Consider the following 25,423-nt stretch of genomic DNA (forward strand, 5'->3'; position numbering starts at 1 on the left):
GGATTAACCTTCTACTAGGATGTTGGTAAACCATTCGATCTGTGGGGGGATACCTTCGAGCGATACCACATCAAATCGAAACTCTGTGTGTTCAATGGCGAAGCCATTTTTCTTAAGCCAAAATAAGGCTGCACGCTTAACGCGTTGCTGTTTGCGCCAGTTTACCGCTTCTGCGGCCGAACCGTAATGGTTGTTTTTACGGAATTTAACTTCGACGAAGACCCAGCACTGTTTATCGCGCATGATCAGGTCTATTTCGCCGTTGCGGCATTGGAAGTTACGGGTGTGAGATTGCAGGCCATGGCGGCAGAGATACTGCTCGGCCATAGCCTCGTAGGTTTGCCCTTGCTGACGCTTATTGAGCGGACTCAATACCGTTCCCGGTATAGATAGCCCAGCTAAGCTTACGTTGGATCACACACTCGTCATCCAGGCTGAGCTGGCCGGTATTGCCCTGGGTCGTGTAGTTATCGACCACACGCATCTGTGGCAGCTCGGACACCATTTTGTAGGCATCCATCCCGAAGGCATGAAGGCGGACATCGGTGTTTTGGCTGTCCGGCCACAATTCTTCATAGCGGTTCATGAAGTTGTGGTTGGCATCAATAAGTAGCGGGATATCGCTAAACTCGATGCCGCGGATTTCTGATGTGTTGGCATCACGATCCGGGTAGCTGCGTGAGCTGGCGTACAGTTTCGGTTGCGAGGCATCCGGGTTGATGGCCACTTCGATAAACGGCTTGAGCAGGGTCAGCTCGTTGACATTGGCGATCAGGTACACCGCATCGGTATCACGGCGGCTACGTGGCTCGGCTTCAAGATCCATTCCCAGTACCTGCTGCATTTGCTTGATGCGGGCTTGGCTATCGGTCAAACCAAATACCGCGGCAATCTCCTGCTGGATCTGCTTGCGCGAGCTGAACTGGCGGGTTGCCGGTGTATTGCCGGTCAGTTGCTGCCATTGTTCGATAAAGGCATTGCTGACACGTCCGCCAAAGCTGTTGCCAGGAGCTAATACCATCGGGTATTGGTGACCCTTGGCAAAGAGGTGGCGAGCAGCCTGCTCGGCTTCCTGCTCAGGAGAGAGAGAGAAGTAGCAGGCATTCTCTTGGGTCAACTGGCTTGGATCTGGTTCATTGAGGGCTAACAGGGCAATGTTGCTGCTGTTGGAGCGCTGGAACTCGGTGATCTTGTTTTTGCGCAGAGGACCGATCACCATCTCGACGCCGCTTTGCTCGAGCTTGGCCACAATCGTTGCCATGCTTTCGGCTTCCGTATCGTAGACGGTCAGCTCGGTTTGTGCCTCACGGCCGGTGTCGTCAAGCATGGCATTGATAAAGCCATCGCGGACCGCTTTGCCCGATTGCTCGAAACGGCCGGTGAGGGGCAGCAGCAGGGCAACATTATCGAGCTGGGCTATTTCCAGCGACATAATGCTGTCCAGATCGGTTGGCAGGTATTGATTCGCCGGGTGGTAAGGGTGACTGGCCAGCCAATCTTCGACCATGCCCTTGAGTTTGACTGGGCGCTGGGAGTAAGTGTTTTTCAGCACCGCCAGCTGGATCCAGCCACGCAGAACCTCTTCGTCACCGGTAAGGGTAACGGATTGGAGCTGGTTATTGCTGTAGTTGGACAAGTCCTGCCACAGATTCTGCCAGTTCGCGGCTTTCTGGTCATTGTTCAGGTACTGATCCAGTGCGGTACGCGAACGGGCTGCGTTGAGCGGCTGGTTGGTCTGACGGAAAAGCTCAGCCCGCAGCATGTGGTAGCGCAGGTACTGGCTGTCGGCCAGGGTCCACCATGGCTGGAAGTTCAGTGAATCAAGGGCGGCCTTAGGCTGGCCTTGCTGATAGCCCAGGGTCGCCCGTGCTAACTGCCATTCTGCCATCTGCAGCGGATCCATGTTCATCCGGCCTAGGCGGGTGGCAAGTTGGTTGGCTTGGCTCCACTGGCCTTCCTTGATTAGCGCTTTGAGCGCCAGGATATTCCAGTTGATGCTCTCGGCACCTTCACTTGACTCGGCTTTGATCAGATAATTGGCTGCACTATCAGTAGCGGCAGCTGTAATATCGGTGGCCACGACAGGCTGGTTAGAGGTACTACAGCTTGCCAAAAGCACGGCAAGGGCTACAGGGGCTAACAGTCGTGATACACTTTTACGCTTATGGGTAAAATTGAGCATTGAATTCATTCAACTGTGACAAATTACTCTCTATATTAATTGCAGATGAGATCTTAGACAAATGAGTGAGACCAATTCATGCATGGTAGATGTCGCAACTTTGTACATCGTACCTACTCCAATCGGTAATTTGGCGGACATTACGCAGCGTGCATTGGACGTATTGGCAAATGTCGATTTGATTGCCGCCGAGGATACGCGACATACATCGCGCCTTCTGACCCATTTTTCGATCTCGACCCGCACCTTTGCGCTTCACGATCACAATGAACAGCAAAAAGCTGATTATCTGATCGAAAAACTTCAGGCCGGTACCAGTATCGCACTTGTGTCCGATGCCGGTACGCCGCTGATCAGTGATCCAGGATACCATCTTGTCAATCGTTGTCGTCAGGCGGGTGTTAAAGTTGTCCCGCTGCCGGGGCCTTGTGCGGTTATTACTGCGCTTAGCGGTGCAGGCTTGCCGTCTGATCGTTTCAGCTTCGAAGGCTTCCTACCACCCAAGAGCAAGGGGCGTCGTGACCGTTTCCAGGAGCTGGCCGATGACGAGCGTACGATGATTTTCTATGAGTCACCGCACCGTATCACGGATTCTCTGGCTGATATGTTGGCCGTACTGGGTCCTGAGCGTCAGGTGGTCTTGGCTCGTGAGTTGACCAAAACCTTCGAGACAATTCACGGCGCACCGCTGGGTGAGTTGATCGACTGGCTTGGTGAAGACAGCAACCGTACCCGCGGTGAGATGGTCTTGCTGGTTGCGGGCCACCGTGCCGAGAAAGAAGATCTGCCGGCTGATGCCCTGCGTACACTGGGTCTGCTGGTTAAAGAGCTGCCATTGAAAAAGGCTGCGGCCCTTACGGCAGAAATCCACGGAGTGAAGAAGAACGCGCTGTATAAGTGGGGATTGGAAAACCTCGACTAATGGCCTATAGCCATCTTGTTGTTATTTCAACCGCCTCTGGATTTTGTAGGATTTTTCACTGGTAACTGTGAGCCAAGTCCTATACAATCGCCTGCCTGAGTTGGCCAAGGTAACCGCTGCCTCGTTGATGTCCTTTGGGAGACTGACGGGGGGGAGGAAAGTCCGGGCTCCACAGGGCAGGGTGCCAGATAACGTCTGGGAGGCGCGAGCCTACGACCAGTGCAGCAGAGAGCAAACCGCCGATGGCCCATTCTTCGGAGTGGTGCACAGGTAAGGGTGAAAGGGTGCGGTAAGAGCGCACCGCGCGGCTAGTAATAGTTCGTGGCACGGTAAACTCCACCCGGAGCAAGACCAAATAGGTCCCTAATGGCGTGGCCCGCGTTGGGGACGGGTAGGTTGCTTGAGCCTGTGAGTGATTGCAGGCCTAGAGGAATGGTTACCACCGCGCAAGCGGGACAGAACCCGGCTCATCGGCCAACTCACCCCTTTAGTACAAAAGGTGATGTGAGGTCTCTTGCGAGGCTTTGCATCACCTTTTGTCGTTTTAGCCCCGCAATAAATATCAAGTGATTGTTAGAATTGCGGCCCTCGGCTTGACATCTTTTTTATCAAATACGTACACTTTGCAGTGGGAAATTGCAGAAAATGCTTTTAAAACATTGTTTTAATAGCCTAAGTTTATGAATTTCCACTGTTACTGGATTTTATGCCAGTTCGTTGATAACGGACTGTACGGTTTCACAAGAGCTGAATAAATACTTATGTCTGAACAGTTTGAGCACGTCTCGGTTTTACTTCATGAATCTGTTGATGGTTTGGCCATCAAACCAGATGGTATCTACATCGATGGGACATTTGGCCGTGGTGGACACAGTCGATTGATCCTTTCCCAGCTAGGTGAAAACGGGCGCCTTTACAGTATTGACCGTGATCCTCAGGCGATTGCCGAAGCCCAGAAAATTAATGATCCTCGGTTTAATATTATCCATGGCCCGTTTTCTGGCATGGAGCAATATATGGAAGAGCGTGACTTGATCGGCCGCGTGGATGGCGTGCTGCTGGATTTAGGTGTGTCTTCCCCGCAGTTGGACGATGCTGAACGCGGCTTTAGTTTTATGCGTGATGGGCCGCTTGATATGCGTATGGACCCGACATCAGGGATCTCGGCAGCGGATTGGCTGGCTGAAGCAGAAGCTGATGATATAGCCTGGGTACTGAAAGAGTTCGGGGAAGAGCGTTTTGCCAAGCGTATCGCCCGCGGCATTGTGGCATACCGAGAAGATCCGGAAAACGAGCCGTTGACCCGTACCACCCAGTTGGCGAAGCTGATTGCCAATGTTTCGCCGTTCAAGGATAAACACAAGCACCCTGCAACGCGCAGCTTCCAGGCGATCCGTATTTATATCAACAGTGAGCTAGAAGAAATCGAGACAGCGTTGAAAGGTGCGGTCAATATTCTGGCAACCGGCGGTCGTTTGTCAGTGATCAGCTTCCATTCGCTGGAAGATCGGATGGTGAAGCGTTTTATCCGCAAGCAGAGTAAAGGGCCGGAAGTACCAGCTGGCTTACCGTTGACCGAAGAGCAAATCAAGGCACTGGGTAGTGCAGATCTCAAGCAGGTAAGTAAAGCGATTAAACCGTCACAAAACGAAGTGAGCGGTAATACTCGCTCTCGTAGTTCAGTGCTGCGCTTGGCCGAACGCCTATGAAGCAACAACCGGAACCTACAGATAACCTGGCCCAGATAGTAGGCCGGGATCTGTTATCTGTCGGTCGTATTCCGATGATATTGTTGGTTCTGGTGTTGGTTTCTGCATTGGGAGTGGTTTTGATCACCCATCACTCCCGTCAAATGATTGCCCAGCAGGAGCAGTTGCTGATCGAGCGGGATCAGCTCGATATCGAGTGGCGTAATCAGATCCTTGAAGAGAGCTCACTGGCCGAGCATAGCCGTATTGAACGTTTAGCCGAACAGGATATGGACATGCAACGTCCATCACGTGATAGCGAAGTTATTGTCAAATAATGAAGAAAACAAAACCTATCAAGCGTTCTGATAAGCAGAATCAACGTCGACAAAAAGCGCCACCGGCATTTATCCCGTGGCGCTTTGGTGTTATTTGCGCATGTATATTCTTGGCGTTGGTGGCCCTTGTGGGTCGCTCGGCCTATATTCAGGTCCTCGAGCCTGGCAAGTTGATCCAGGAAGGGGATCTGCGCTCACTTAGGGTCAAGGCTCTGCCTTCTGCCCGCGGCATTATCTCCGATCGCAATGGCGAGCAACTGGCTGTCAGTGTGCCGGTTCAGGCTGTATGGGCTGATCCGGTGCAGATTTTTAAACGTAATGGCTTGGCCCAGCCCGAGCGCTGGTATGCCCTTGCCGATGTCTTGGGGATTGATCGTCAAGGGTTGATGACCCGCATTGAGAAAAACAGCAAGCGTCGTTTTATCTACTTGCAACGCCAGGTGAGCCCGGCCATGGCTGCTTATGTCAGTAAGCTCAAGCTACCCGGTGTTGGCCTGAAAGATGAATCCCGCCGTTTCTACCCTGCCGGCGAGGTCAGCGCGCATCTCGTTGGTGTTACCGGTATTGATAGCCACGGCCTCGAAGGGGTCGAGCGAACCTATGATGGTTGGCTGACCGGAGAGCCGGGACGCCGTACCGTGCGCAAAGACCGTTATGGCCGTGTCGTTGAGAATATTTCCCTTAAAAAGCGTGAGCCGGGCAAGTCACTTAGCCTGAGTATCGATCAGCGACTTCAAGCTGTTGCTTATCGTGCGGTGAAACAAGCGGTCGCCGATTATCAGGCAACATCCGCATCGGTGGTGATGGTTGATGTACGAACCGGTGAAATAATGGCGATGGTTAACGCGCCTTCTTATAACCCGAATAACCGCGATCAGTTGCAAAGCTTTAGGATGCGTAACCGGGTCATTACCGATGCCATGGAACCGGGGTCGACCATCAAGCCATTTGTAGTCTTGGCTGCGATGGAAAATGGTGTTGCGGATGAAAATACCGTTATCGATACCGGCAACGGGCTGATGCAAATTGGTGGTAGCCGAGTGCGAGATGTTTCGCGGGTTGGCAAAGCCAATCTCGCCAAAATTCTGCAAAAGTCCAGTAATATCGGGGTGAGCAAGCTTTCGTTGGCGATGCCGGTCGATGCGGTGCTGGGGATGTACAGCAGCGTGGGGATGGGGGACGCCTCGGGGATCAACCTGATCGGCGAGGCACAAGGTTTTTTCCCCAACCGCCGTCGGTGGTCTGATTTTGAACGGGCTACTCTCTCCTTCGGCTACGGTATCTCGGTGACCCCAATCCAGTTAGTGCGCGCTTACGCCACTTTGGGTGCGATGGGCGTCAACCGACCGCTTTCTATCCTGAAGACCGAAGCGGTTGTGCCTGGGCGCCAGGTCGTGTCGGCCGAGAACACCCGTGAGCTACTCGATATGCTTGAACTGGTCACCCACAAAGGGGGCAGTGCCCACCGTGCAGCGGTACCGGGATACCGGGTCGGCGCAAAAACAGGTACGGCGAAAAAAGCGGTTGCAGGTGGCTACAGTGATGAATATGTTGCGATGACCGCTGGACTGGCGCCGATCAGTAACCCAAGGTTGGCGATGGTCGTGGTGGTCAACGAACCCCAGGGTGATGCTTACTACGGTGGTGCCATTGCTGCGCCGATTTTCTCCGAAGTGATGGAGAGTGCATTGCAGATTTTGAATATCCCGCCGGATGCGGGAACGCTTGAAGATTTAAACGTTGTGAACCACAGAGGCAATACCCATGCCGGAACCTAAAGTATTACACGCCGTTGGTGAGCTATTATCGCCATGGCTGGAGGGCCTTTGCCTACCTGAATCAGTGGCCGCGGTCTCCATTTCGGGGATGACCCTCGATAGCCGGCAGATCAAGCCAGGTGAGATGTTTGTCGCCGTTAAGGGCCACAGTGTTGATGGCCGACGGTTTATTGCTAAGGCGCAACAGGCCGGAGCGGCATTGGTGTTGGCACAAGCCGATACCGAGCAGCCGTATATCGAACAAAGCACTGAAGGTGCAGTGATTTATCTTCCTCTTCTTGGAGAGTTGCTCTCGGCCATTGCCAAGCGTTTTTATGGGGCTCCTGATGAGCAAATCGAGGTTGTTGCCGTTACGGGCACCAATGGCAAAACCACCATCAGCCAGTTGCTGGCGCAATGGGCGATGTTGTTGGGTCAGCCGGCTGGCGTGATGGGAACAACGGGTAATGGCCTGTTAGATCAGATCCAACCTGCGACCAACACCACCGGAAGTGCACTTGAAATCCCTTGTGTATTACAGCAGATGGCGACTCAGGGAGCTCGCTTTGCGGCAATGGAAGTGTCTTCTCATGGTTTGGTACAGGGGCGAGTAAAAGCGCTAGCATTCAAAGCCAGTATCTTTACCAACCTAAGCCGTGATCATCTTGATTATCACGGTGATATGGCCAGCTATGCCGAGGCCAAGAAAACCTTGTTTACCGAGCACCAGTGTGGTGTGGCGGTGATTAACGCTGATGATGTGGTTGGTCGTGAATGGCTGGCCGATCTACCGCATGCGGTTGCTGTCGCCATGGAGCTGAAGCACCTAGCTGGCCATACCGGCAAGCAGCTTTGGCTGGAGTCGGTTGAGTACAGCGCCCAAGGTGTGAGCGTGGCCTTTGATTCAAGCTGGGGAGTCGGGCAATTTACCGCGCCGCTAGTCGGGGCGTTTAATGTCACTAACTTACTACTGTCACTGGCAACGCTGCTGGCGACAGGTCATCAGATGTCAGCGTTGCTGGCTGTTGCACCGCAATTGCAGGCCGTAACAGGGCGGATGGAAGTTTTTCAAAAGCCTGACAAACCTATGATGGTTGTTGATTATGCTCACACCCCCGATGCGCTGGAGAAAGCCTTGCAGGCTTTGCGCGTGCATTGCCACGGCCAACTTTGGTGTATTTTCGGCTGTGGTGGCGACCGCGACCGCGGCAAGCGCCCCTTGATGGCGCTGGCAGCGGAAAACTTGGCAGATAAGGTTATCCTGACCGATGACAACCCGCGCAGCGAGTCACCGTCGGCCATTATGGCGGATATGCTGGCTGGACTGGCAAAGCCGGAGCTGGCCCAAACGATTCACGATCGCCGTGAAGCGTGTCAGTGGGCACTTACCCAAGCGGGTACCGACGATATCGTGTTGGTGGCGGGTAAAGGCCACGAGGACTACCAAATTTTAGCAGGCCGCACCATTCATTACTCTGACCGCGAGACGGTCGCCGAACTGCTGGAGGCAAAGGTATGATCCCGGTACAACTCTCTCAATTGGCTGATGTATTGGGTGGAAAACTGTTCGGTAATGACATCACTATTTCTGCGGTATCCACCGATACCCGCCAAATCGCGGATAATACCCTGTTTATTGCCCTGATTGGCGAACGCTTTGATGCCCATGACTTCTGCCACAACGCCAAAGAGCAGGGGGCTGCAGCTTTGTTGGTGAGTAAGCACTTACCGGTTAACCTACCTCAGCTGGTGGTTGATGATACCCATAAGGCACTTGGCCAACTGGGTGCGTGGCTTAAGGCTGAAATGGAACTGCATCATGGTTTGAAAACGGTAGCACTGACTGGCAGCTGCGGGAAAACCACGGTGAAGGAAATGGCGGCTGCTATTTTGGCGCTCAAAGGCAAGGTGCTGGCAACAGGTGGTAACTTCAATAACGATATCGGTGTACCGCTGACCTTGCTTCGGCTTGAGCCTGAGCATGAGTTTGCGGTGATTGAGCTGGGCGCCAATCACCAAAAAGAAATCGCCTACACCACGAATTTGGTCAAGCCGCAGGTGGCGTTGATCAACAACCTGGCTGCCGCTCACCTCGAAGGGTTTGGCTCGCTGGACGGTGTGGCAAAAGCCAAGGGCGAAATATTCGAAGGTTTAGAAGAGCGAGGTAAAGAGGCCGTTGCCATTATCAACCTTGACTCTAATGCCCAGGATAAGTGGCACCAAATGCTGGAAAACCATCAGTTACAGACGTTTTCTGCTACTCAGCCTGAAGCAGATTTTCATGCGGTTGATATAAGTATTAACAGTATGGGCCGTGCTTGCTTTACAATGCGCACCCCCACAGCAACATTTCCGGTTAGTTTGACACTGGCTGGTGGCCATAATGTTGCCAATGCCCTTGCTGCCGCAGCGTTGGCAATGGCGATGGGCGCAACCCCGGAGCAGGTACAAGCTGGTCTGGGCGGCGTGGCCAATGTGAAAGGCCGTGTTGATGTTACTGAACCGTGCCCTAATTTGAGGCTGGTGGATGATACCTACAATGCCAGTGTCGCGTCGGTTAAGGCCGCTATCGACCTATTGGCTGGCTTTGAAGGGCAGCGTTGGTTCGTGTTGGGGGATATGGCCGAGCTGGGCGATGACAGTGTATCACTGCACCGAGAAGTGGCAGAGTATGCCCTTGAACGTCGCTTGGATAAGGTTATGACCTTTGGCAGTGCCAGCCAAATAGTCAGTACGCTGAACAACGGCCAACATTTTAACGATAAAACAGCACTGATCGAGACTTTGCAGCAGCAGCTTGATCCTTTGCTCAATGAAGATAACACCCAAGTGACAGTGCTGGCAAAAGGAGCGCGTAGCTCCCGCATGGAAGATGTGATTGTTGCACTGCAGGAATATAAATAATGATTTACTGGTTAGCTGACTTACTGGAATCGACATTTCCATTTTTTCGCCTGTTTGAATACCTGACTTTCCGCGCCATTATCAGTATCTTGACGGCACTGATGATTTCGCTGTGGATGGGGCCTCGCCTGATCGCCCGCCTGCAGATGCTGCAGATCGGCCAGGTGGTCCGTCACGACGGCCCTGAGTCGCACTTTAGCAAACGTGGTACCCCAACGATGGGCGGGATCATGATCCTGGCAGCGATTGCGATTACCGTCTTACTGTGGGCTGATCTGAGCAACCCGTATGTCTGGGCGGTACTCACCGTCATGTTGGGCTACGGTGCGGTTGGCTTTGTCGATGATTACCGCAAGGTCGTTCGCAAGAACACCGATGGTCTGATCGCGCGCTGGAAGTATTTCTGGCAGTCGGTGATTGCGCTGGGCGTGGCCTTTGCTCTGTATATTCATGGTCAAGATACTGTTGCAACCCAGCTGGTGGTGCCATTCTTCAAGGATGTTATGCCGCAGCTTGGTTTGTTCTACATCGTCTTTACCTATTTCGTGATTGTTGGTACCAGTAATGCGGTAAATCTGACCGATGGCCTTGATGGCTTGGCAATCATGCCGACCGTCATGGTTGCGGGTGGTATGGCCTTTATTGCTTGGGCTACCGGCAACGTTAATTTTGCTAACTACCTGCATATCCCATACCTGAAAGATGCCAGTGAATTGGTTGTCGTTTGTACCGCAATTGTCGGGGCTGGTTTGGGCTTTTTGTGGTTCAACACCTATCCGGCACAAGTCTTTATGGGCGATGTTGGTTCGCTTGCCTTAGGCGGTGCACTGGGCACCATCGCCGTATTGGTTCGCCAGGAACTACTGCTGGTTGTGATGGGCGGTGTATTCGTGATGGAAACCGTATCGGTGATCCTGCAGGTTGGTTCATACAAGCTGCGTGGTCAGCGGATCTTCCGCATGGCACCGATCCACCACCACTATGAATTGAAAGGTTGGCCGGAGCCTCGTGTGATCGTGCGTTTCTGGATCATTACCCTGATGCTGGTACTGATCGCGCTGGCGACCCTGAAGGTACGATAAAATGAAAGGCTTGGAAGGTGTTAAACGGGTTGTGGTGATCGGGCTGGGTATGACCGGCCTGTCGGTGGTGAACCATTTGTTGAGGTCGACTCAGCCATTGGATATCAAGGTCATTGATACCCGCGAGCACCCTCCTGGCCGTGAGCAATTGCCCGAGTCAGTCGCGCTGTGCAGTGGCCAGTGGCAGATGGAGTGGCTGATGGCGGCCGATTTGATTGTCTCAAGCCCGGGGATCGCTTTGGCCACCCCGCAGCTGCAGCAAGCGGCTACCGCCGGCATTGAGATTGTCGGTGATATCGAACTGTTTGCCCGTGCGGTCGACAAACCTGTGGTGGCGATCACTGGCTCCAATGGCAAGAGCACTGTCACTAGCTTGGTTGGCGAAATGGCCAAAGAAGCCGGTATTAACGTCGGTGTCGGCGGCAATATCGGTTTTGCCGCCTTGGATATGCTAGCGCAAGTTCATGACCTATATGTGCTTGAACTTTCTAGTTTCCAGCTCGAAACCACCTCTAACCTATCTCTTAAAGCTGCGGCATACCTGAATTTGTCCGAAGATCATATGGACCGCTACCCAGGTGGCTTGGCGCAGTACAGCGCCGCCAAGATGCGTATTTTTGATTATGCCGAATTGGCAGTGTTCAACCGCGACGATCTGGCGACTCAGCCGGGTGCTGACAATCTAGTCTCTGAACAGAAAGCCTTCAACGGTGATCTGGTAAGCTTTGGCCTGAATGACGGTCAGACAAATCACACCGACCGCTATGGGTTGGTGATGCTTCAAGGTGAAGAATGGCTGGCCGTGGCTGGTGAGCCTATTATGCCAAGTAACGATATCGCCTTGGTAGGGCGCCACAATGTGGCCAACAGCCTTGCCGCATTGGCGTTGGCCGATGCCGTTGGTATCGAACGTGGTGCCGCCTGCCGAGCGCTACGCCGTTATAATGGTCTGGCCCACCGCTGTCAGCTCGTTGCCGAGCAACATGGCGTGAAGTGGGTCAATGATTCCAAGGCGACAAATCTGGCCAGTACCCTGGCAGCTCTTAATGGTTTGCAGCTCAACGGCAAGCTTCACTTGTTGGTTGGTGGTGATGGCAAGGGGGCGGATTTTTCCGAGCTAGCGCCAGTCTTGGCAGCCTTAGATACCCAGTTGTATTGCTTTGGCCGTGATGGAAATCAGTTTGCCCCGCTAGTCTCCCAGCCTGTAGTGGTCGAGACGATGGAGCAAGCCATGTCACAGGCTGCGCAAACAGCCAGTGCTGGAGATATGATCTTGTTATCGCCGGCCTGTGCGAGCCTCGATCAATTTGCTAACTTTATGGTACGTGGTGATACGTTTGTCGAATTGGCACTATCATTACAGCACCAAGTAGGCATGGAAAGCTGATGGCGGGAGCGGTAAAGGAAGGGATGGGGCAGTTTTTTGATTGGATGACAAAGCCGGCGGCACAGAGCCCGTATGACAGACAGTTGGTCTGGATTGCGTTGGCCTTGATGGTGACTGGCTTGGTGATGGTAACATCTGCCTCGGTCCCGATTGCGACCCGCTTGACGGATATGCCGTTCTATTTTGCCCTACGCCATGGTTTTTTCCTTTTTTGCTCACTGGTATTGGCCAGCTTTGTTTTGATGATCCCGCTTGAGAAGTGGCGTCAGTACAGCGTGCCAATGTTGATCCTCTCTATGGTTTTGCTGGTGCTGGTGCTCGGGGTTGGCCGTTCGGTCAATGGTGCATCGCGTTGGATCCCGCTGGGGATTTTCAACCTTCAGCCAGCCGAAGTGGCCAAGCTTTCCTTGTTCCTCTTCATGTCCGGCTACCTGGTTCGGCAGTACGAGCAGGTTCGACAGTCGTTTGTCGGTTTTGCTAAACCCTTGCTGGTCTTGGCGTTACTTGGTGCTCTGCTGCTAGAACAACCTGATCTCGGCTCATTCGTGGTGATGTTCGTGACTACGGTCGGCATGTTGTTTATTGCTGGCGCCAAACTGTGGCAGTTTATTGTGATGATTGGTTCGGCTTGCTTTGGCATTGGTCTGCTAATCGTCTTCGAACCCTACCGTTTGCGACGGGTGACCTCGTTTATGGATCCGTGGGAAGATCCGTTCGGTAGTGGCTACCAGTTGACTCAATCTCTGATGGCCTTCGGACGAGGGGAATGGTTCGGGCAAGGTCTTGGTAACTCAATCCAGAAACTGGAATACCTGCCAGAGGCGCATACCGACTTTGTATTTGCAGTGCTGGCCGAGGAAGTCGGCTTGATCGGTGTTACGGTCGTTTTACTGCTTATCTTCGCATTGGTTTTCAAAGCGCTGATGATTGGCCGCCGTTGCCTGCAGACCGAGCAGCTATTTGGTGGCTTCCTCGCCTTTGGCTTTGGCTTCTGGTTTGCTTTTCAAACCTTGGTCAATGTGGGGGCCGCGGCGGGAATGGTGCCGACCAAGGGACTGACCCTGCCGCTGATCAGTTACGGTGGCTCAAGTTTATTTATTATGGCTACTGCGGTCGCCATTTTGATTCGAATTGATTATGAGCAGCGGATAGCTGCCAAAGCGATGCCGGATCCGGAAGTAGAAGAAAATGACAATGAACAAGAATAAACGCCTGCTGGTTATGGCGGGCGGGACCGGAGGACATGTCTTTCCGGGGCTAGCTGTCGCCAAGCGGTTACAGCAAGAAGGTTGGGACATCCGCTGGCTAGGTACTGCTGATCGTATGGAAGCCGAGTTGGTACCGAAACACGGTATTGATATTGACTTTATCAAGGTCAAAGGGTTACGAGGCCAAGGTATTTCCCGCTTGTTGGCGGCGCCTTTCAAAATTGTCGGCGCGATTATGCAGGCAAGAAAATATATTAAGGCGTGGCAACCAGATGCCGTGCTGGGCATGGGCGGCTATGTCAGTGGTCCGGGCGGTGTTGCCGCTTGGTTGTCAGGTGTCCCTGTGATCTTGCATGAGCAAAACGCGGTGGCAGGCTTGACCAACCAATGGCTGTCCCGCATTGCAGCCCGTGTGCTGCAGGCGTTCCCTGGTGCCTTCCCGAATAGTGAGGTTGTCGGTAATCCTGTACGTCAGGACGTGGTGTCACTGGCATCGCCTGCGCAACGTTTTGCTGAGCGTGATGGCCCTATCCGGATCTTGGTAATGGGCGGCAGCCAAGGCGCGCGGATCCTTAATCAAACTCTGCCTCAAGTTGCGGGTTTACTGGGCGATCGTGTCACAGTGTGGCACCAGGCAGGTAAAGGTGCTCAGGCCCAAACTGAGCAGGATTATAGCCAATATGCCAACCAGCAGGCCAACAACATCCGAGTCACCGAATTTATCGATGATGTGGCAGCAGCCTATGCTTGGGCCGATATCGTTGTTTGTCGCTCGGGTGCCCTAACCGTTTCTGAGCTATCGGCAGCTGGCCTTGGCGCCGTGTTTGTGCCATTCATGCACAAAGATCGCCAGCAGGCGCTAAATGCTGACCATTTGGTCCAGTGCGGTGCCGCGAAAATGATTGAGCAGCCCGAGTTGACCGTAGAAGGTCTGGCTGACACCTTACAGCAATTAGATCGTGCACAGCTGGCCAAGATGGCACAGGCAGCACGTGACGCAGCGATTGTTGATGCCGACCGCCGGGTGGCGGAAGTGATCAAGTCGCTGGCAAAATAATAAGACGAGACAAAGTGATGAGTAAACTGGATAACCAGCAATTAGCAAAAATTAGAACCATGGTGCCAGAGATGCGCCGCGTAGAGCGTATCCACTTTGTTGGAATCGGTGGTGCCGGCATGAGCGGTATCGCGGAAGTATTGGTTAACGAAGGCTACCACGTTAGCGGTTCAGACTTGGCGCCAAATGCGGTGACCAACCGGTTGGCAGAAAAAGGGGCGGAGATTTTCTTTGGCCATGCTGCCACCAATGTCGAAGGATCCAGTGTAGTGGTGGCCTCGACCGCCATTGACCAGAGCAACCCTGAACTGACTGCTGCCCGCGAGCTGCGTATACCTGTGGTTCGCCGTGCGGAAATGCTGGCAGAGCTGATGCGCTACCGCCACGGTATCGCGATTGCTGGCACCCATGGTAAAACGACAACCACCGCGCTGGTTACCCAGATCTATTCTGAAGCGGGGTTGGATCCAACGTTCGTCAATGGTGGTTTGGTCAAGAGCGCAGGCACTAACGCCCGGCTGGGATCGAGTCGTTACCTGATCGCTGAAGCTGACGAGAGTGATGCATCATTCCTGCACCTGCAGCCGATGGTATGTGTGGTGACGAATATTGAAGCTGACCACATGGATACCTATGGTGGTGACTTTGAAGTGCTGAAACAGACATTTATCGATTTTCTTCACAACCTGCCGTTTTATGGTTTGGCGGTGATGTGCATTGATGATCCTGTGGTGCGTGAGCTGCTTCCCAAAATTGGCCGTCAGGTTATTACTTATGGCTTCTCTGAAGATGCTGATGTGCGTTTGGTTGATTATGATCAGCGCGGTCAGCAGGGACACTTCTCTATACTACGTAAAGACAAACCAGCCTTGGAAATCAAACTGAATATTCCAGGTAAGCACAACGCCCTGAATGCGACGGCAGCTGTCGCTGTTGCGTCTGAAGAAGGTGTTGCCGATGAAGCGATCATTCACGCTCTGGCTGGGTTTGAAGGAACAGGCCGACGTTTTGACCATCTTGGCGATTTCGAGACAGGTAACGGCAAAGTGATGCTGGTTGATGATTACGGCCACCACCCGAGTGAAGTGGATGTGACGATTCAGGCCGCCCGTGCAGGCTGGGAAGAAAAGCGTCTGGTCATGGTGTTCCAACCACACCGCTATAGTCGGACCCGTGATCTGTATGACGATTTTGCTCATGTTCTCGAGCAAGTTGATGTACTTGTTATGCTGGACGTGTATTCTGCCGGTGAAGTGCCGATTGCTGGCGCGGATGGCCGCGCTTTGTGTCGCACTATTCGTGGTCGTGGTAAATTGGATCCGATTTTTGTCCCTAATATCGATGCATTGCCATCTGCTTTGGCCAATATTCTACAAAATGATGATTTGGTTCTGACACAGGGAGCTGGCGATGTTGGCAAAATCGCTCGTCAGTTAGCAGATATGCAACTGAATATTGAGCAGATGAGCCAACAATAAATTTTGGCTGTATAAAAAATATATATTTGGCTTGTTTTTTGCCTTGATTTAAGCTTATAGCCAAGGATCTGCGAGGAATCGGCTATCAGATGTTGGAGAGCTGCAGCTTGCTCGCTATAATCTGTCAACTTTACGTGAAAAGCGGAAAGGGTGAGGGAATGTCTTTGCCGCTTTTGCTGGTTAGTTATCGGCTATGACATCGGGATTAAACTATTTATGGCTGATAGTGTCCTAAAAAGAATATCGTTTTCTCCTGCGGCATCATTACAAAACCGCGGGGGATTGGCTTTTTTTCTCTTTGTGATCGGGTTTGTTGCCTGGCTTTTCAGCGCGGCAATCAACTGGATGACAGATGCCAACCGGCTGCCGTTGTCACAGCTGGTGATTCAAGGTGAGTTACACTACCTCACTCCCGGTGATGTCCGGGAAGGTATAATGCACCTTGAACAGCTAGGCAGTTTCATGACCCAAGATGTTGATGACATTCAGCATGCCCTGGAGGCCATGCCCTGGGTCGCTCGGGCTGCTGTGCGCAAGCAGTGGCCGGATACCCTCAAGGTATTTATTGGTGAGCAAGATCCCGCAGCGTCTTGGAATGGCCATAATTTGGTCAATCAGGACGGTGAGGTGTTCGAGGCATCGCCTGATCAGGCTGGGCAATTGCTGGTGGGTTTAGCAGGACCCGAAGGGACCAGTTTAGAAGTATTGTCTGCGTTGCACGAAATGCAACCAAGGTTACAGCATGCGGGCTTTGAAATTGCTACGCTGGCATTAAATGAACGTCGAGCTTGGCGAGTTTGGTTAACCAACGGCGTCAGGCTTGAATTAGGGCGTAAGGAGCGAATGGAGCGAATCGAACGTTTCATTGCCTTATCCCCGCAATTAGAACAGCAAGGACAGGCTATCGAGTACATAGATTTGCGCTATGATACCGGGGCTGCTGTAGGCTGGGTCATCGATCCAGATCAAAGCAAAACCAAATAGATCGGCTCGGCCGCAGCCTGTTTGGCTTAAGAGAACTATAAGAGTAGGCGCTATGACGAAGGCGGCAGATAAAAAACTGATAGTAGGCCTGGATATTGGTACGTCCAAAGTCAGTGCTTTAGTCGGTGAAGTGCTACCGGATGGCGAAGTTAACGTCATCGGAGAAGGTAGCAGTCCGTCCAGTGGGATGGACAAGGGCGGAGTGAATGATCTTGAGTCTGTAGTCAAATCGGTACAGGGCGCGATCTACAAAGCAGAGCTGATGGCAGATTGCCAGATCTCTTCGGTATTTCTGTCTCTGTCAGGCAAGCATATCCGCTGCCAGACGGAAGAAGGCATGGTGCCGATTTCTGACAAAGAAGTCACTCAGGATGATGTTGATAATGTCATTCACACCGCTAAATCGGTAAAAATTAGTGATGAACATAAAGTTTTACATGTAATTCCTCAAGAATTTGCTATTGATTATCAAGAGGGAATTAAAAATCCTGTTGGTTTATCTGGGGTACGCATGGAAGCCAGTGTTCATTTGATCACCTGCCATAACGACATGGCGCGAAATATCGTCAAGGCGGTAGAGCGCTGTGAACTCAAAGTCGATCAGCTTATTTTCTCCGGTTTGGCAGCTAGTCATGCAGTATTGACGCCTGATGAGCGTGAGCTCGGTGTATGCGTGGTTGATATTGGTGGCGGTACGATGGATATTGCTGTCTGGACCGGTGGCGCTTTGCGTCATGCGGCCGTGATTCCTTATGCGGGTAATGTTGTGACCAGTGACATTGCCTATGCGTTCGGTACCCCGTTGGGTGATGCCGAGGAAATTAAAGTTAAATATGGCTGTGCATTGAGCGAGCTGGTTAGCAAAGATGCCAAGGTCGATGTACCGAGTGTTGGTGGTCGTCCGTCGCGCAGCCTACAGAGTCAAACGTTGGCCGAAGTGATAGAGCCCCGCTACAGCGAGCTGTTGGGGTTGGTTAATCAGAAGCTGATAGAAGTACAAGATCAACTGCGTAATGCAGGAGTTAAGCATCAGCTGGCAGCAGGCATTGTCCTGACCGGCGGTGCCGCTCAGATGGAAGGCTTGGTGGAGTGCGCTGAGCGCGTATTCAGCAACCAGGTACGTGTCGGCTTACCACTGAATATGGTAGGACTGACCGAACATGTGCAATTCCCACATTATGCGACTGCAGTAGGCTTACTGCATTACGGAAAGGATAGTCAGACATTTGACGATAGTGAAATTGAGCAGAAACGTTCTGTTTCTGGTTTTTTCTCTAAGCTTAGTGGCTGGTTAAGAAAAGAATTTTAAACCTGATGCGAACAGGATGGACGGAGAGAACACATGTTTGAACCGATGATGGAAATGTCTGACGAAGCAGTAATTAAAGTCATAGGCGTTGGCGGCGGCGGTGGTAACGCAGTCGATCACATGGTACGTGAATCAATCGAGGGTGTTGAGTTTATCAGTGTAAACACTGATGCTCAGGCACTTCGTAAAACCAATGTAAGTACAGTGATCCAGATCGGTGGGGCAATCACCAAAGGTCTGGGTGCGGGCGCTAACCCACAGGTTGGCCGTGACTCGGCATTGGAAGATCGCGAAGCGATCAAGGCAGAGCTTGATGGCTCTGACATGATTTTCATCGCAGCTGGCATGGGTGGCGGTACCGGTACTGGTGCAGCCCCGATCATTGCCGAAGTGGCGAAAGAGCTAGGGATCCTGACTGTTGCGGTGGTGACTAAGCCATTTAGCTTCGAAGGCAAAAAGCGCATGGCGTTTGCCGAGCAGGGTATTGAGGAGCTGTCAAAACACGTTGACTCGTTGATCACTATCCCTAACGAAAAACTACTCAAAGTGCTTGGCCGTGGTATCACGTTATTGGATGCTTTTGCCAAAGCAAATGACGTATTGAAAAATGCGGTACAGGGTATTGCCGAGCTGATCACCCGCCCGGGTATGATCAACGTCGACTTTGCTGACGTACGCACTGTTATGTCTGAAATGGGTCATGCCATGATGGGCAGCGGTGTTGCAACTGGTGATGACCGTGCTGAAGAAGCGGCGGAAATGGCTATTTCAAGCCCGCTTCTTGAAGATATCGACTTGGCTGGCGCGCGTGGTGTTCTTGTTAACATTACAGCGGGTCTGGACATGCGTTTGGATGAGTTCGAAACGGTCGGTAATACAGTGAAGGCGTTTGCTTCTGACAACGCAACCGTTGTTATCGGTACATCGCTGGATCCAGAAATGTCTGACGAGCTACGAGTAACGGTTGTGGCGACGGGTATTGGCAAAGAATGCAAGCCTGACATTACCTTGGTGACGGGAACGGCTAAGCCTGTACAGGCTGTGGCTTCTGAGAAGCCTGCGGCAGCGCCTGCATCGGCGGAAGAAGCTAAAGCGGCGCCATTGAACCAGCCTGCTGCGGCAGCTGATTCTGCCAACCCGCAGGCGGCAACGGCAGCAAATCCTAAGCCTCAGGCGGATCACGACTACCTTGATATCCCAGCATTTTTGCGCAAGCAAGCTGACTAAGCGCGCAAATATTTTGGGAAGCTGGTTAAAAAGTGATATAATATCCGCTCTTGCCTTTTTTTTAACGAAGGGTAAGGGCCGATATGATGGCAATTTAATAGTTGAGACAAGCAGATGATAAGACAACGTACACTGAAAAGCATTGTGCAAACGACTGGGGTGGGACTTCACTCTGGCCGTAAAGTGACGCTTATTCTTCGTCCTGCTGCTGCAAACACTGGTGTGATTTATCGCCGTACCGATTTGAATCCGCCTGTTGATTTTCCAGCAGACGCAGACTCGGTTCGCGACACCATGTTGTGTACAGCCTTGGTTAATGAACAAGGCGTACGTATCTCAACCGTTGAGCACCTTAACGCTGCCTTGGCAGGAATGGGTATCGATAATGTAATTATCGAGGTTGATGCACCTGAAATCCCTATTATGGATGGCAGTGCAAGCCCGTTCATCTACCTGCTGCAGTCTGCTGGTATCGATACCTTGAATACGCCAAAGCGCTTCTTGCGTATCAAAAAAACTGTTCGCGTCGAAGATGGTGACAAATGGGCAGAACTTCGTCCTTTTAACGGGTTCCGTCTGGATTTCGCTATCGATTTTAATCACCCGGCGATTGAATCAGAGCAGCAGCGTTTGGTTCTGGATTTTTCCAGCCAGTCATTTGTCAAAGATATCAGTCGTGCCCGTACTTTCGGCTTCATGCGTGATATCGAATACCTTCAGTCGCAAAACCTGTGTCTGGGTGGTAGCTTTGATAATGCCATCGTGCTTGATGATTACCGTATCCTTAATGATGAAGGGCTGCGTTTCGACAACGAGCTTGTGACCCACAAAGTACTGGACGCCATTGGTGACCTTTACATGTGTGGCCATAACATCATTGGTGAAATGGTGGCTTATAAGTCAGGTCATGCGCTAAACAACATGCTGCTGCGTGCAGTACTTGCTGATCAAGAAGCGTATGAGTGGGCGACCTTCACTGACGAGCAGCAGGTTCCTGTTACCTTTGCTCAACCAGGTATGGTACTGGCGTAATATTGCCTTGTACTCGCGAAAAGATTTTAAAAACGCCGGACCTTGTCCGGCGTTTTTTTATGCCTCGGCTTTGGTAGGTTGACGGTATTTGGAGCGTTGAGCACGCATTACTCTGCTTTATGGGATAAAAGTGGCGGTTAAGTTCTAATATTTCGAATATGAAAAACGTCGTCAGGGCATTTGCCATAGGCGACATCGCCAATATGGCTTATTATATCTAGCTTGGGAGGGGGTTGGACCAAGTGTATTTGGCTGATTGAAGTCTGCTGAGGTTTCCCTCCATGGATAGCCGATGGTGTTCAATTTCTGGTATTGTTTTCATTTATCCCTTGAAATGGTCAATTTGTACCACAATATCATCATTAACCATTGTTTTTCGTATCGGCTTCCGTAGTCACACCAGTGGCGAATTTAGACGGGACAGGGATGATTAATCGCAAGTCTAAGTCTAGCGTCTTGTTGATATAATCCCGGTTGAAAAATTCAAATTAAGAATTCAGCCTGATGGGCTGAACTAACTAAGAGAAAACGGCAACGCCATGTTATCAAAACTACTGACCAAAGTTATCGGTAGCCGTAACGACCGCACACTGCGTCGTATGCGCAAAATTGTTGACCAGATCAACAAGCTTGAACCTCAATTCGAAAGCTTGCAGGACGAAGAACTAAAGGCCAAAACGGTTGAATTCCGCGAGCGTATTGAGCAAGGTGAAAGCCTTGACGAGCTACTACCTGAAGCCTTTGCTACCGTACGTGAAGCATCCAATCGTGTGTTTGGTATGCGCCACTTCGACGTTCAGCTGATCGGTGGTATGGTACTGAATGCTTGCCAGATCGCGGAGATGCGTACTGGTGAAGGTAAGACCCTGACAGCGACCCTGCCAGCCTACCTCAATGCCCTGACCGGTAAAGGCGTGCACATTGTTACGGTGAATGACTACCTAGCTGCACGTGATGCTGAAACCAACCGCGCTTTATTTGAATTCCTAGGTATGACGGTTGGCGTTAATGTGCCAAACATGCCGCCTCAGGCGAAGAAAGAAGCCTACGCAGCCGACATCCTATACGGCACAAACAACGAATTTGGTTTTGATTACCTGCGTGACAACATGGCGTTCCGCCCAGAAGACCGCGTACAGCGCGAGCGTTTCTTCGCGGTAGTCGATGAAGTCGACTCCATCCTTATCGATGAAGCCCGTACCCCGCTTATCATTTCTGGTCCAGCCGAAGATAGCTCGGAGCTATACACCAAGATCAATACTCTGATCCCACAGCTGGTGAAGCAGGATCAAGAAGACAGCGAAGAATACCGCGGTGAAGGCCACTACACGGTTGATGAGAAGTCGAAGCAGTCCCACCTTACCGAAAACGGTCAGGAGTTTGTCGAAGACTTGCTTAAGCAACACGGCATGATGGAAGAGGGCGATACGCTTTACTCGCCAGCAAACATCAGCCTGCTGCACCACGTTAATGCCGCATTGCGTGCCCATGTGCTGTTCGAGCGTGACGTTGACTACATTGTTAAAGATGATGAAGTGATCATCGTTGATGAGCACACCGGTCGTACCATGCCGGGCCGCCGCTGGTCTGAAGGTCTGCACCAGGCTGTTGAAGCCAAAGAAGGGGTGAAGATCCAAAACGAGAACCAGACGCTGGCGTCTATCACGTTCCAGAACTACTTCCGTCTTTACTCCAAGCTGTCAGGCATGACAGGTACCGCTGATACCGAAGCATTCGAATTCCAGTCTATCTATGGTCTTGAAACGGTTGTGTTGCCAACCAACAAGCCGATGATCCGTGATGACATGGGTGATTTGGTTTACATGACCGAGCTAGAGAAATTTGCGGCGATCAGTGAAGACATCAAAGAGCGTGTCGAAAAAGGTCAGCCGGTGCTGGTTGGTACTGTTTCGATTGAAAAATCTGAATTGCTTTCTAACGCGCTGAAGAAGCAAGGTATCAAGCACGAAGTCTTGAATGCCAAGTTCCACGAGCGTGAAGCCGATATCGTTGCTCAGGCTGGTGCGCCTCGTGCGGTGACTATCGCAACCAACATGGCTGGTCGTGGTACGGATATCGTACTGGGTGGTTCATGGCAGAGCGAAGTGGCGAAGCTGGATAACCCAACAGACGATCAAATCGCCAAGATCAAAGCCGATTGGCAGCAGCTGCACGATGCCGTGCTGGCGTCTGGTGGTCTGCACATTATCGGTACCGAGCGCCATGAATCTCGCCGTATTGATAACCAGCTGCGTGGTCGTTCAGGTCGTCAGGGTGATGCCGGTTCATCGCGCTTCTATCTATCGATGGAAGATGGCCTGATGCGTATCTTCGCTTCGGATCGTGTTTCGAACATGATGAAGAAGCTGGGTATGGAAGAAGGCGAAGCGATTGAGCACCCATGGGTGACCAAGGCGATTGAAAACGCTCAGCGCAAGGTTGAAGGCCGTAACTTCGATATCCGTAAGCAGCTGCTTGAATTCGATGATGTGGCCAACGACCAGCGTAAGGTGGTTTACGAGCTGCGTGACGAGTTGATGAACGCTGAAGATATCAGCGAGATGATCGAACAGAACCGCGAAGACGTGATCCAATCTGTTATCGATGGCTACATCCCGCCACAATCCCTGGAAGAAATGTGGGATATCCAAGGCCTAGAAGAGCGTCTGAAAGCCGATTACGATATGGAATTGCCTATCCAGGAGTGGCTGGACAGCGAAGAAAAACTGTACGAAGAAGCGCTGCGTGAGCGCATCGTAGAGCAAGCTGTTGAAATTTACCGTCATAAAGAAGACGTTGTGGGTGCGGAAGTGCTGCGTAACTTCGAGAAGACGGTAATGCTGCAAAACCTTGATACGCTGTGGAAAGAGCACTTGGCGGCAATGGATCACCTGCGCCAGGGTATCCACTTGCGTGGCTACGCCCAGAAAAACCCAAAACAGGAATACAAGCGTGAGTCGTTTGAACTGTTCGAAGGTATGCTGGAAAGCCTGAAATCTGACGTTATTGCGATTCTGAGCAAGGTACGTGTTCAGCAGCAGGAAGAGGTTGAGCGTGTTGAAGAAGAGCGCCGCCGCCAAGCTGAAGAGCTTGCTCGCCGTCAGCAATTCCAGCACCAGAATGCGGAAAACCAAATTGCTGACGAAAGCCAAGAAAGCGATGAAGCTGCACCATACCAACGCGAAGAACGCAAGGTAGGCCGTAACGAGTCTTGTCCATGTGGCTCTGGCAAGAAGTACAAGCAATGCCACGGTAAGATTAACTAACCGGGTTGCTTAACTCATACAAAAGGCCGCTTTGCGGCCTTTTTCTTATGCTTCACTTAATAAAGAGATCTGATGATCAGGCAATGAGAGAGTAAACGGCTTTGGAAAAGAAACAGGTGTGGATATCGGCAGGGATCATTCTTAATGCCGAACAAGATAAAGTATTCATAACCCAGCGTGCTGCTAAGACCCATAAGGGCGGTTTTTGGGAGTTTGCCGGCGGCAAGGTCGAAGCAGGCGAAACGGCCGAGCAGGCGGTTGTTAGGGAGCTGTATGAGGAAGTCGGCATACAGGCGACTACGCTGGAACACTTCATGGCGTTGGTGCATGACTACCCGGAGAAGTCGTTGAAGTTCGATTTCTTTTTGGTACGTGCATTTGAAGGCAAGGCGTTCGGCAAAGAAGGCCAGCCAAGTGAATGGGTTCGGTTGGATGAGTTGGTCAAATATGCCTTCCCTGAAGCCAATGACGTCGTGCTCGAGAAGTTGATGGGACTTTGCGAGGCTAGTGGCTGAAGGCGATCGGCCAGTGAGCTCTATATAAAAGGGTGGCTTATCAAAAGTAAGCCACCCTTTTTTAATCAGTGAGTAATGCTTCTATAGGCTCTTCCTCTAGCCCATAGCCCCTCGCCAGACATCAATATCCCATATCTTCCGACCAACCGTCGGAATCAGACATATCCGGTGCACCTGGGATCGCTTTCTCTTCTTCAGCCCACTCGCCCAAGTCGATCAGCTGGCAGCGTTTGCAGCAGAACGGGCGGTACGGGCTATGCTCTCCCCACACAACATCAGTTTGGCAGGTCGGGCATTTCACCACGGTGATCGGTGTGGCTGGTGTGTTGGATTGCGTCACTTGTTACCTCAGCAAATCGCTAGTTTAAATTCAATCGTCTCGGCAATACCGGCACCTTCTTCAAATGGCATGAAGCGGATGGCAAACCGGCTGCGATGTCCCGATATCATAGGGTAGACACCATGGCTAGGGCAAATATCAAGTCGGATCAGGCTGGCTTCATCCGTATCATGCTGGAAGAAACCGCCACGTGCGACCTGGTTTTGGAACTGGCCGCTTTCTCGTACCAGCTTGAGCCAAAGGTTTAGGGCAATACTTAGCTCTTTGATTTGTAAGAGCCAGTTGCCCAGATCGCTCTGTTTGTGAGCAAGCGGCAAATGCAGCCAGTGGTGTAGGGCCGGTAAATCAAAGCAGCAGCTGCCTCCCGGGATCGACAGGCGTTGTTTGATCCCGCCGAGGAAGCGGTCTTCGCGCAGGGCTTGGCCCAGGCGATTGGCGGTCAACAACTGGTGTTGGGCCTGCTCCAATTGATCGAGCAGGGCCAGCAGGGCGGTTTGATCCACCCCGTCAATGTTGAGCCAGTGCTTGAGTCGTCCGCGTTGCTTGTCCAGATCTTTAGCGAGCTCTGCCTTGAGCTGGATCTGGTCGAGAATTTCCAGCAAATCAAACAGAGCGCGAAAAAATAGCTGATGCTGCCATGGATCGGTGAGATCGCTAGCATGGTGCATCTGACGGATCAGGTACTCCAAGCGAAGGTAAATTCGTACCTTTTCGTTTAACGGGTGTTCAAAGCGGTTTACTTGCATA

The 25,423-nt window shown here is 51.9% G+C and carries 21 protein-coding genes and 1 other RNA gene; 18 read left to right on the forward strand and 4 right to left on the reverse strand.

Annotation, left to right across the window (positions count from 1 at the left end; translation table 11 throughout):
* Positions 1-3: 3 nt before the first annotated feature.
* Both NHN17_RS03710 and NHN17_RS03715 read right to left on the reverse strand, forming a co-directional pair.
* Entirely contained in the window at positions 4-372 is a 369-nt protein-coding gene (locus NHN17_RS03710; protein WP_255040789.1) for a YraN family protein, read from the reverse strand.
* Positions 356-2,182, reverse strand: a complete 1,827-nt coding sequence (locus tag NHN17_RS03715) for a penicillin-binding protein activator (RefSeq protein WP_255040790.1) — start codon at positions 2,180-2,182, stop codon at positions 356-358. The genes NHN17_RS03710 and NHN17_RS03715 overlap by 17 nt, the downstream gene beginning before the upstream one ends.
* Before the next feature lie 61 nt (positions 2,183-2,243).
* Between NHN17_RS03715 and rsmI the strand changes: the two genes are divergently transcribed.
* The 18 genes from rsmI to mutT all read left to right on the forward strand — a co-directional run bounded on the left by rsmI (position 2,244) and on the right by mutT (position 24,336).
* Positions 2,244-3,104 (forward strand): 16S rRNA (cytidine(1402)-2'-O)-methyltransferase, encoded by an 861-nt coding sequence (gene rsmI, locus NHN17_RS03720; RefSeq protein WP_255040791.1) that lies wholly within the window; start codon positions 2,244-2,246, stop codon positions 3,102-3,104.
* A 96-nt stretch (positions 3,105-3,200) separates the two neighbouring features.
* Positions 3,201-3,590: RNase P RNA component class A (gene rnpB / locus NHN17_RS03725), an RNA gene on the forward strand.
* Between the two features lie 275 nt (positions 3,591-3,865).
* A complete protein-coding gene (rsmH, locus tag NHN17_RS03730) occupies positions 3,866-4,813 on the forward strand; it encodes a 16S rRNA (cytosine(1402)-N(4))-methyltransferase RsmH (protein ID WP_255040792.1) in 948 nt (315 codons plus the stop codon).
* The gene (gene ftsL, locus NHN17_RS03735; RefSeq protein ID WP_255040793.1) at positions 4,810-5,130 is read left to right on the forward strand and encodes a cell division protein FtsL; all 321 of its coding nucleotides are present in this window, start codon (positions 4,810-4,812) and stop codon (positions 5,128-5,130) included. The genes rsmH and ftsL overlap by 4 nt, the downstream gene beginning before the upstream one ends.
* On the forward strand, positions 5,130-6,908 hold the full coding sequence (locus tag NHN17_RS03740; protein WP_255040794.1) for a penicillin-binding transpeptidase domain-containing protein: 1,779 nt from the start codon (positions 5,130-5,132) through the stop codon (positions 6,906-6,908). Before ftsL ends, NHN17_RS03740 begins: the two co-directional genes overlap by 1 nt.
* A complete protein-coding gene (gene murE, locus NHN17_RS03745) occupies positions 6,895-8,406 on the forward strand; it encodes a UDP-N-acetylmuramoyl-L-alanyl-D-glutamate--2,6-diaminopimelate ligase (protein ID WP_255040795.1) in 1,512 nt (503 codons plus the stop codon). The genes NHN17_RS03740 and murE overlap by 14 nt, the downstream gene beginning before the upstream one ends.
* Positions 8,403-9,791, forward strand: a complete 1,389-nt coding sequence (murF, locus tag NHN17_RS03750; protein ID WP_255040796.1) for a UDP-N-acetylmuramoyl-tripeptide--D-alanyl-D-alanine ligase — start codon at positions 8,403-8,405, stop codon at positions 9,789-9,791. Before murE ends, murF begins: the two co-directional genes overlap by 4 nt.
* Positions 9,791-10,873 (forward strand): phospho-N-acetylmuramoyl-pentapeptide-transferase, encoded by a 1,083-nt coding sequence (gene mraY, locus NHN17_RS03755; protein ID WP_107350029.1) that lies wholly within the window; start codon positions 9,791-9,793, stop codon positions 10,871-10,873. The genes murF and mraY overlap by 1 nt, the downstream gene beginning before the upstream one ends.
* 1 nt (position 10,874) lies before the next feature.
* The gene (gene murD, locus NHN17_RS03760) at positions 10,875-12,260 is read left to right on the forward strand and encodes a UDP-N-acetylmuramoyl-L-alanine--D-glutamate ligase (protein ID WP_255040797.1); all 1,386 of its coding nucleotides are present in this window, start codon (positions 10,875-10,877) and stop codon (positions 12,258-12,260) included.
* Positions 12,260-13,468: a cell division protein FtsW gene (ftsW, locus tag NHN17_RS03765; protein WP_255040798.1), complete on the forward strand. Its 1,209-nt coding sequence runs from the start codon at positions 12,260-12,262 to the stop codon at positions 13,466-13,468. The genes murD and ftsW overlap by 1 nt, the downstream gene beginning before the upstream one ends.
* On the forward strand, positions 13,455-14,525 hold the full coding sequence (gene murG / locus NHN17_RS03770) for an undecaprenyldiphospho-muramoylpentapeptide beta-N-acetylglucosaminyltransferase (RefSeq protein ID WP_255040799.1): 1,071 nt from the start codon (positions 13,455-13,457) through the stop codon (positions 14,523-14,525). The genes ftsW and murG overlap by 14 nt, the downstream gene beginning before the upstream one ends.
* A gap of 17 nt (positions 14,526-14,542) precedes the next feature.
* Complete coding sequence (murC, locus tag NHN17_RS03775; protein ID WP_255040800.1) at positions 14,543-16,003, forward strand: UDP-N-acetylmuramate--L-alanine ligase; 1,461 nt, start codon at positions 14,543-14,545, stop codon at positions 16,001-16,003.
* Positions 16,004-16,219: 216 nt separating this feature from the next.
* Positions 16,220-16,987 carry a cell division protein FtsQ/DivIB gene (locus NHN17_RS03780; protein WP_255040801.1) on the forward strand — a complete coding sequence of 256 codons (768 nt, stop codon included), beginning with the start codon at positions 16,220-16,222 and terminating at the stop codon, positions 16,985-16,987.
* Between the two features lie 52 nt (positions 16,988-17,039).
* Positions 17,040-18,296: a cell division protein FtsA gene (gene ftsA, locus NHN17_RS03785; RefSeq protein WP_255040802.1), complete on the forward strand. Its 1,257-nt coding sequence runs from the start codon at positions 17,040-17,042 to the stop codon at positions 18,294-18,296.
* A gap of 33 nt (positions 18,297-18,329) precedes the next feature.
* Positions 18,330-19,523, forward strand: coding sequence for a cell division protein FtsZ (ftsZ, locus tag NHN17_RS03790; protein ID WP_255040803.1), 1,194 nt, complete (start codon positions 18,330-18,332; stop codon positions 19,521-19,523).
* 114 nt (positions 19,524-19,637) lie between these two features.
* Positions 19,638-20,555, forward strand: coding sequence for a UDP-3-O-acyl-N-acetylglucosamine deacetylase (gene lpxC / locus NHN17_RS03795; protein ID WP_255040804.1), 918 nt, complete (start codon positions 19,638-19,640; stop codon positions 20,553-20,555).
* A gap of 539 nt (positions 20,556-21,094) precedes the next feature.
* Positions 21,095-23,821, forward strand: a complete 2,727-nt coding sequence (secA, locus tag NHN17_RS03800; RefSeq protein WP_255040805.1) for a preprotein translocase subunit SecA — start codon at positions 21,095-21,097, stop codon at positions 23,819-23,821.
* Positions 23,822-23,922: 101 nt separating this feature from the next.
* Positions 23,923-24,336: an 8-oxo-dGTP diphosphatase MutT gene (gene mutT, locus NHN17_RS03805; RefSeq protein WP_255040806.1), complete on the forward strand. Its 414-nt coding sequence runs from the start codon at positions 23,923-23,925 to the stop codon at positions 24,334-24,336.
* 121 nt (positions 24,337-24,457) lie between these two features.
* On the opposite strand, the gene yacG is transcribed toward mutT, so the two are convergent.
* Together yacG and zapD are read right to left on the reverse strand one after the other, a co-directional pair.
* Complete coding sequence (gene yacG, locus NHN17_RS03810; protein WP_255040807.1) at positions 24,458-24,676, reverse strand: DNA gyrase inhibitor YacG; 219 nt, start codon at positions 24,674-24,676, stop codon at positions 24,458-24,460.
* A gap of 8 nt (positions 24,677-24,684) precedes the next feature.
* Entirely contained in the window at positions 24,685-25,422 is a 738-nt protein-coding gene (gene zapD / locus NHN17_RS03815; RefSeq protein ID WP_255040808.1) for a cell division protein ZapD, read from the reverse strand.
* Position 25,423: the final 1 nt, after the last annotated feature.

The organism is Photobacterium pectinilyticum (assembly GCF_024357955.1).
Classification (GTDB): Bacteria; Pseudomonadota; Gammaproteobacteria; order Enterobacterales; family Vibrionaceae; genus Photobacterium; species Photobacterium pectinilyticum.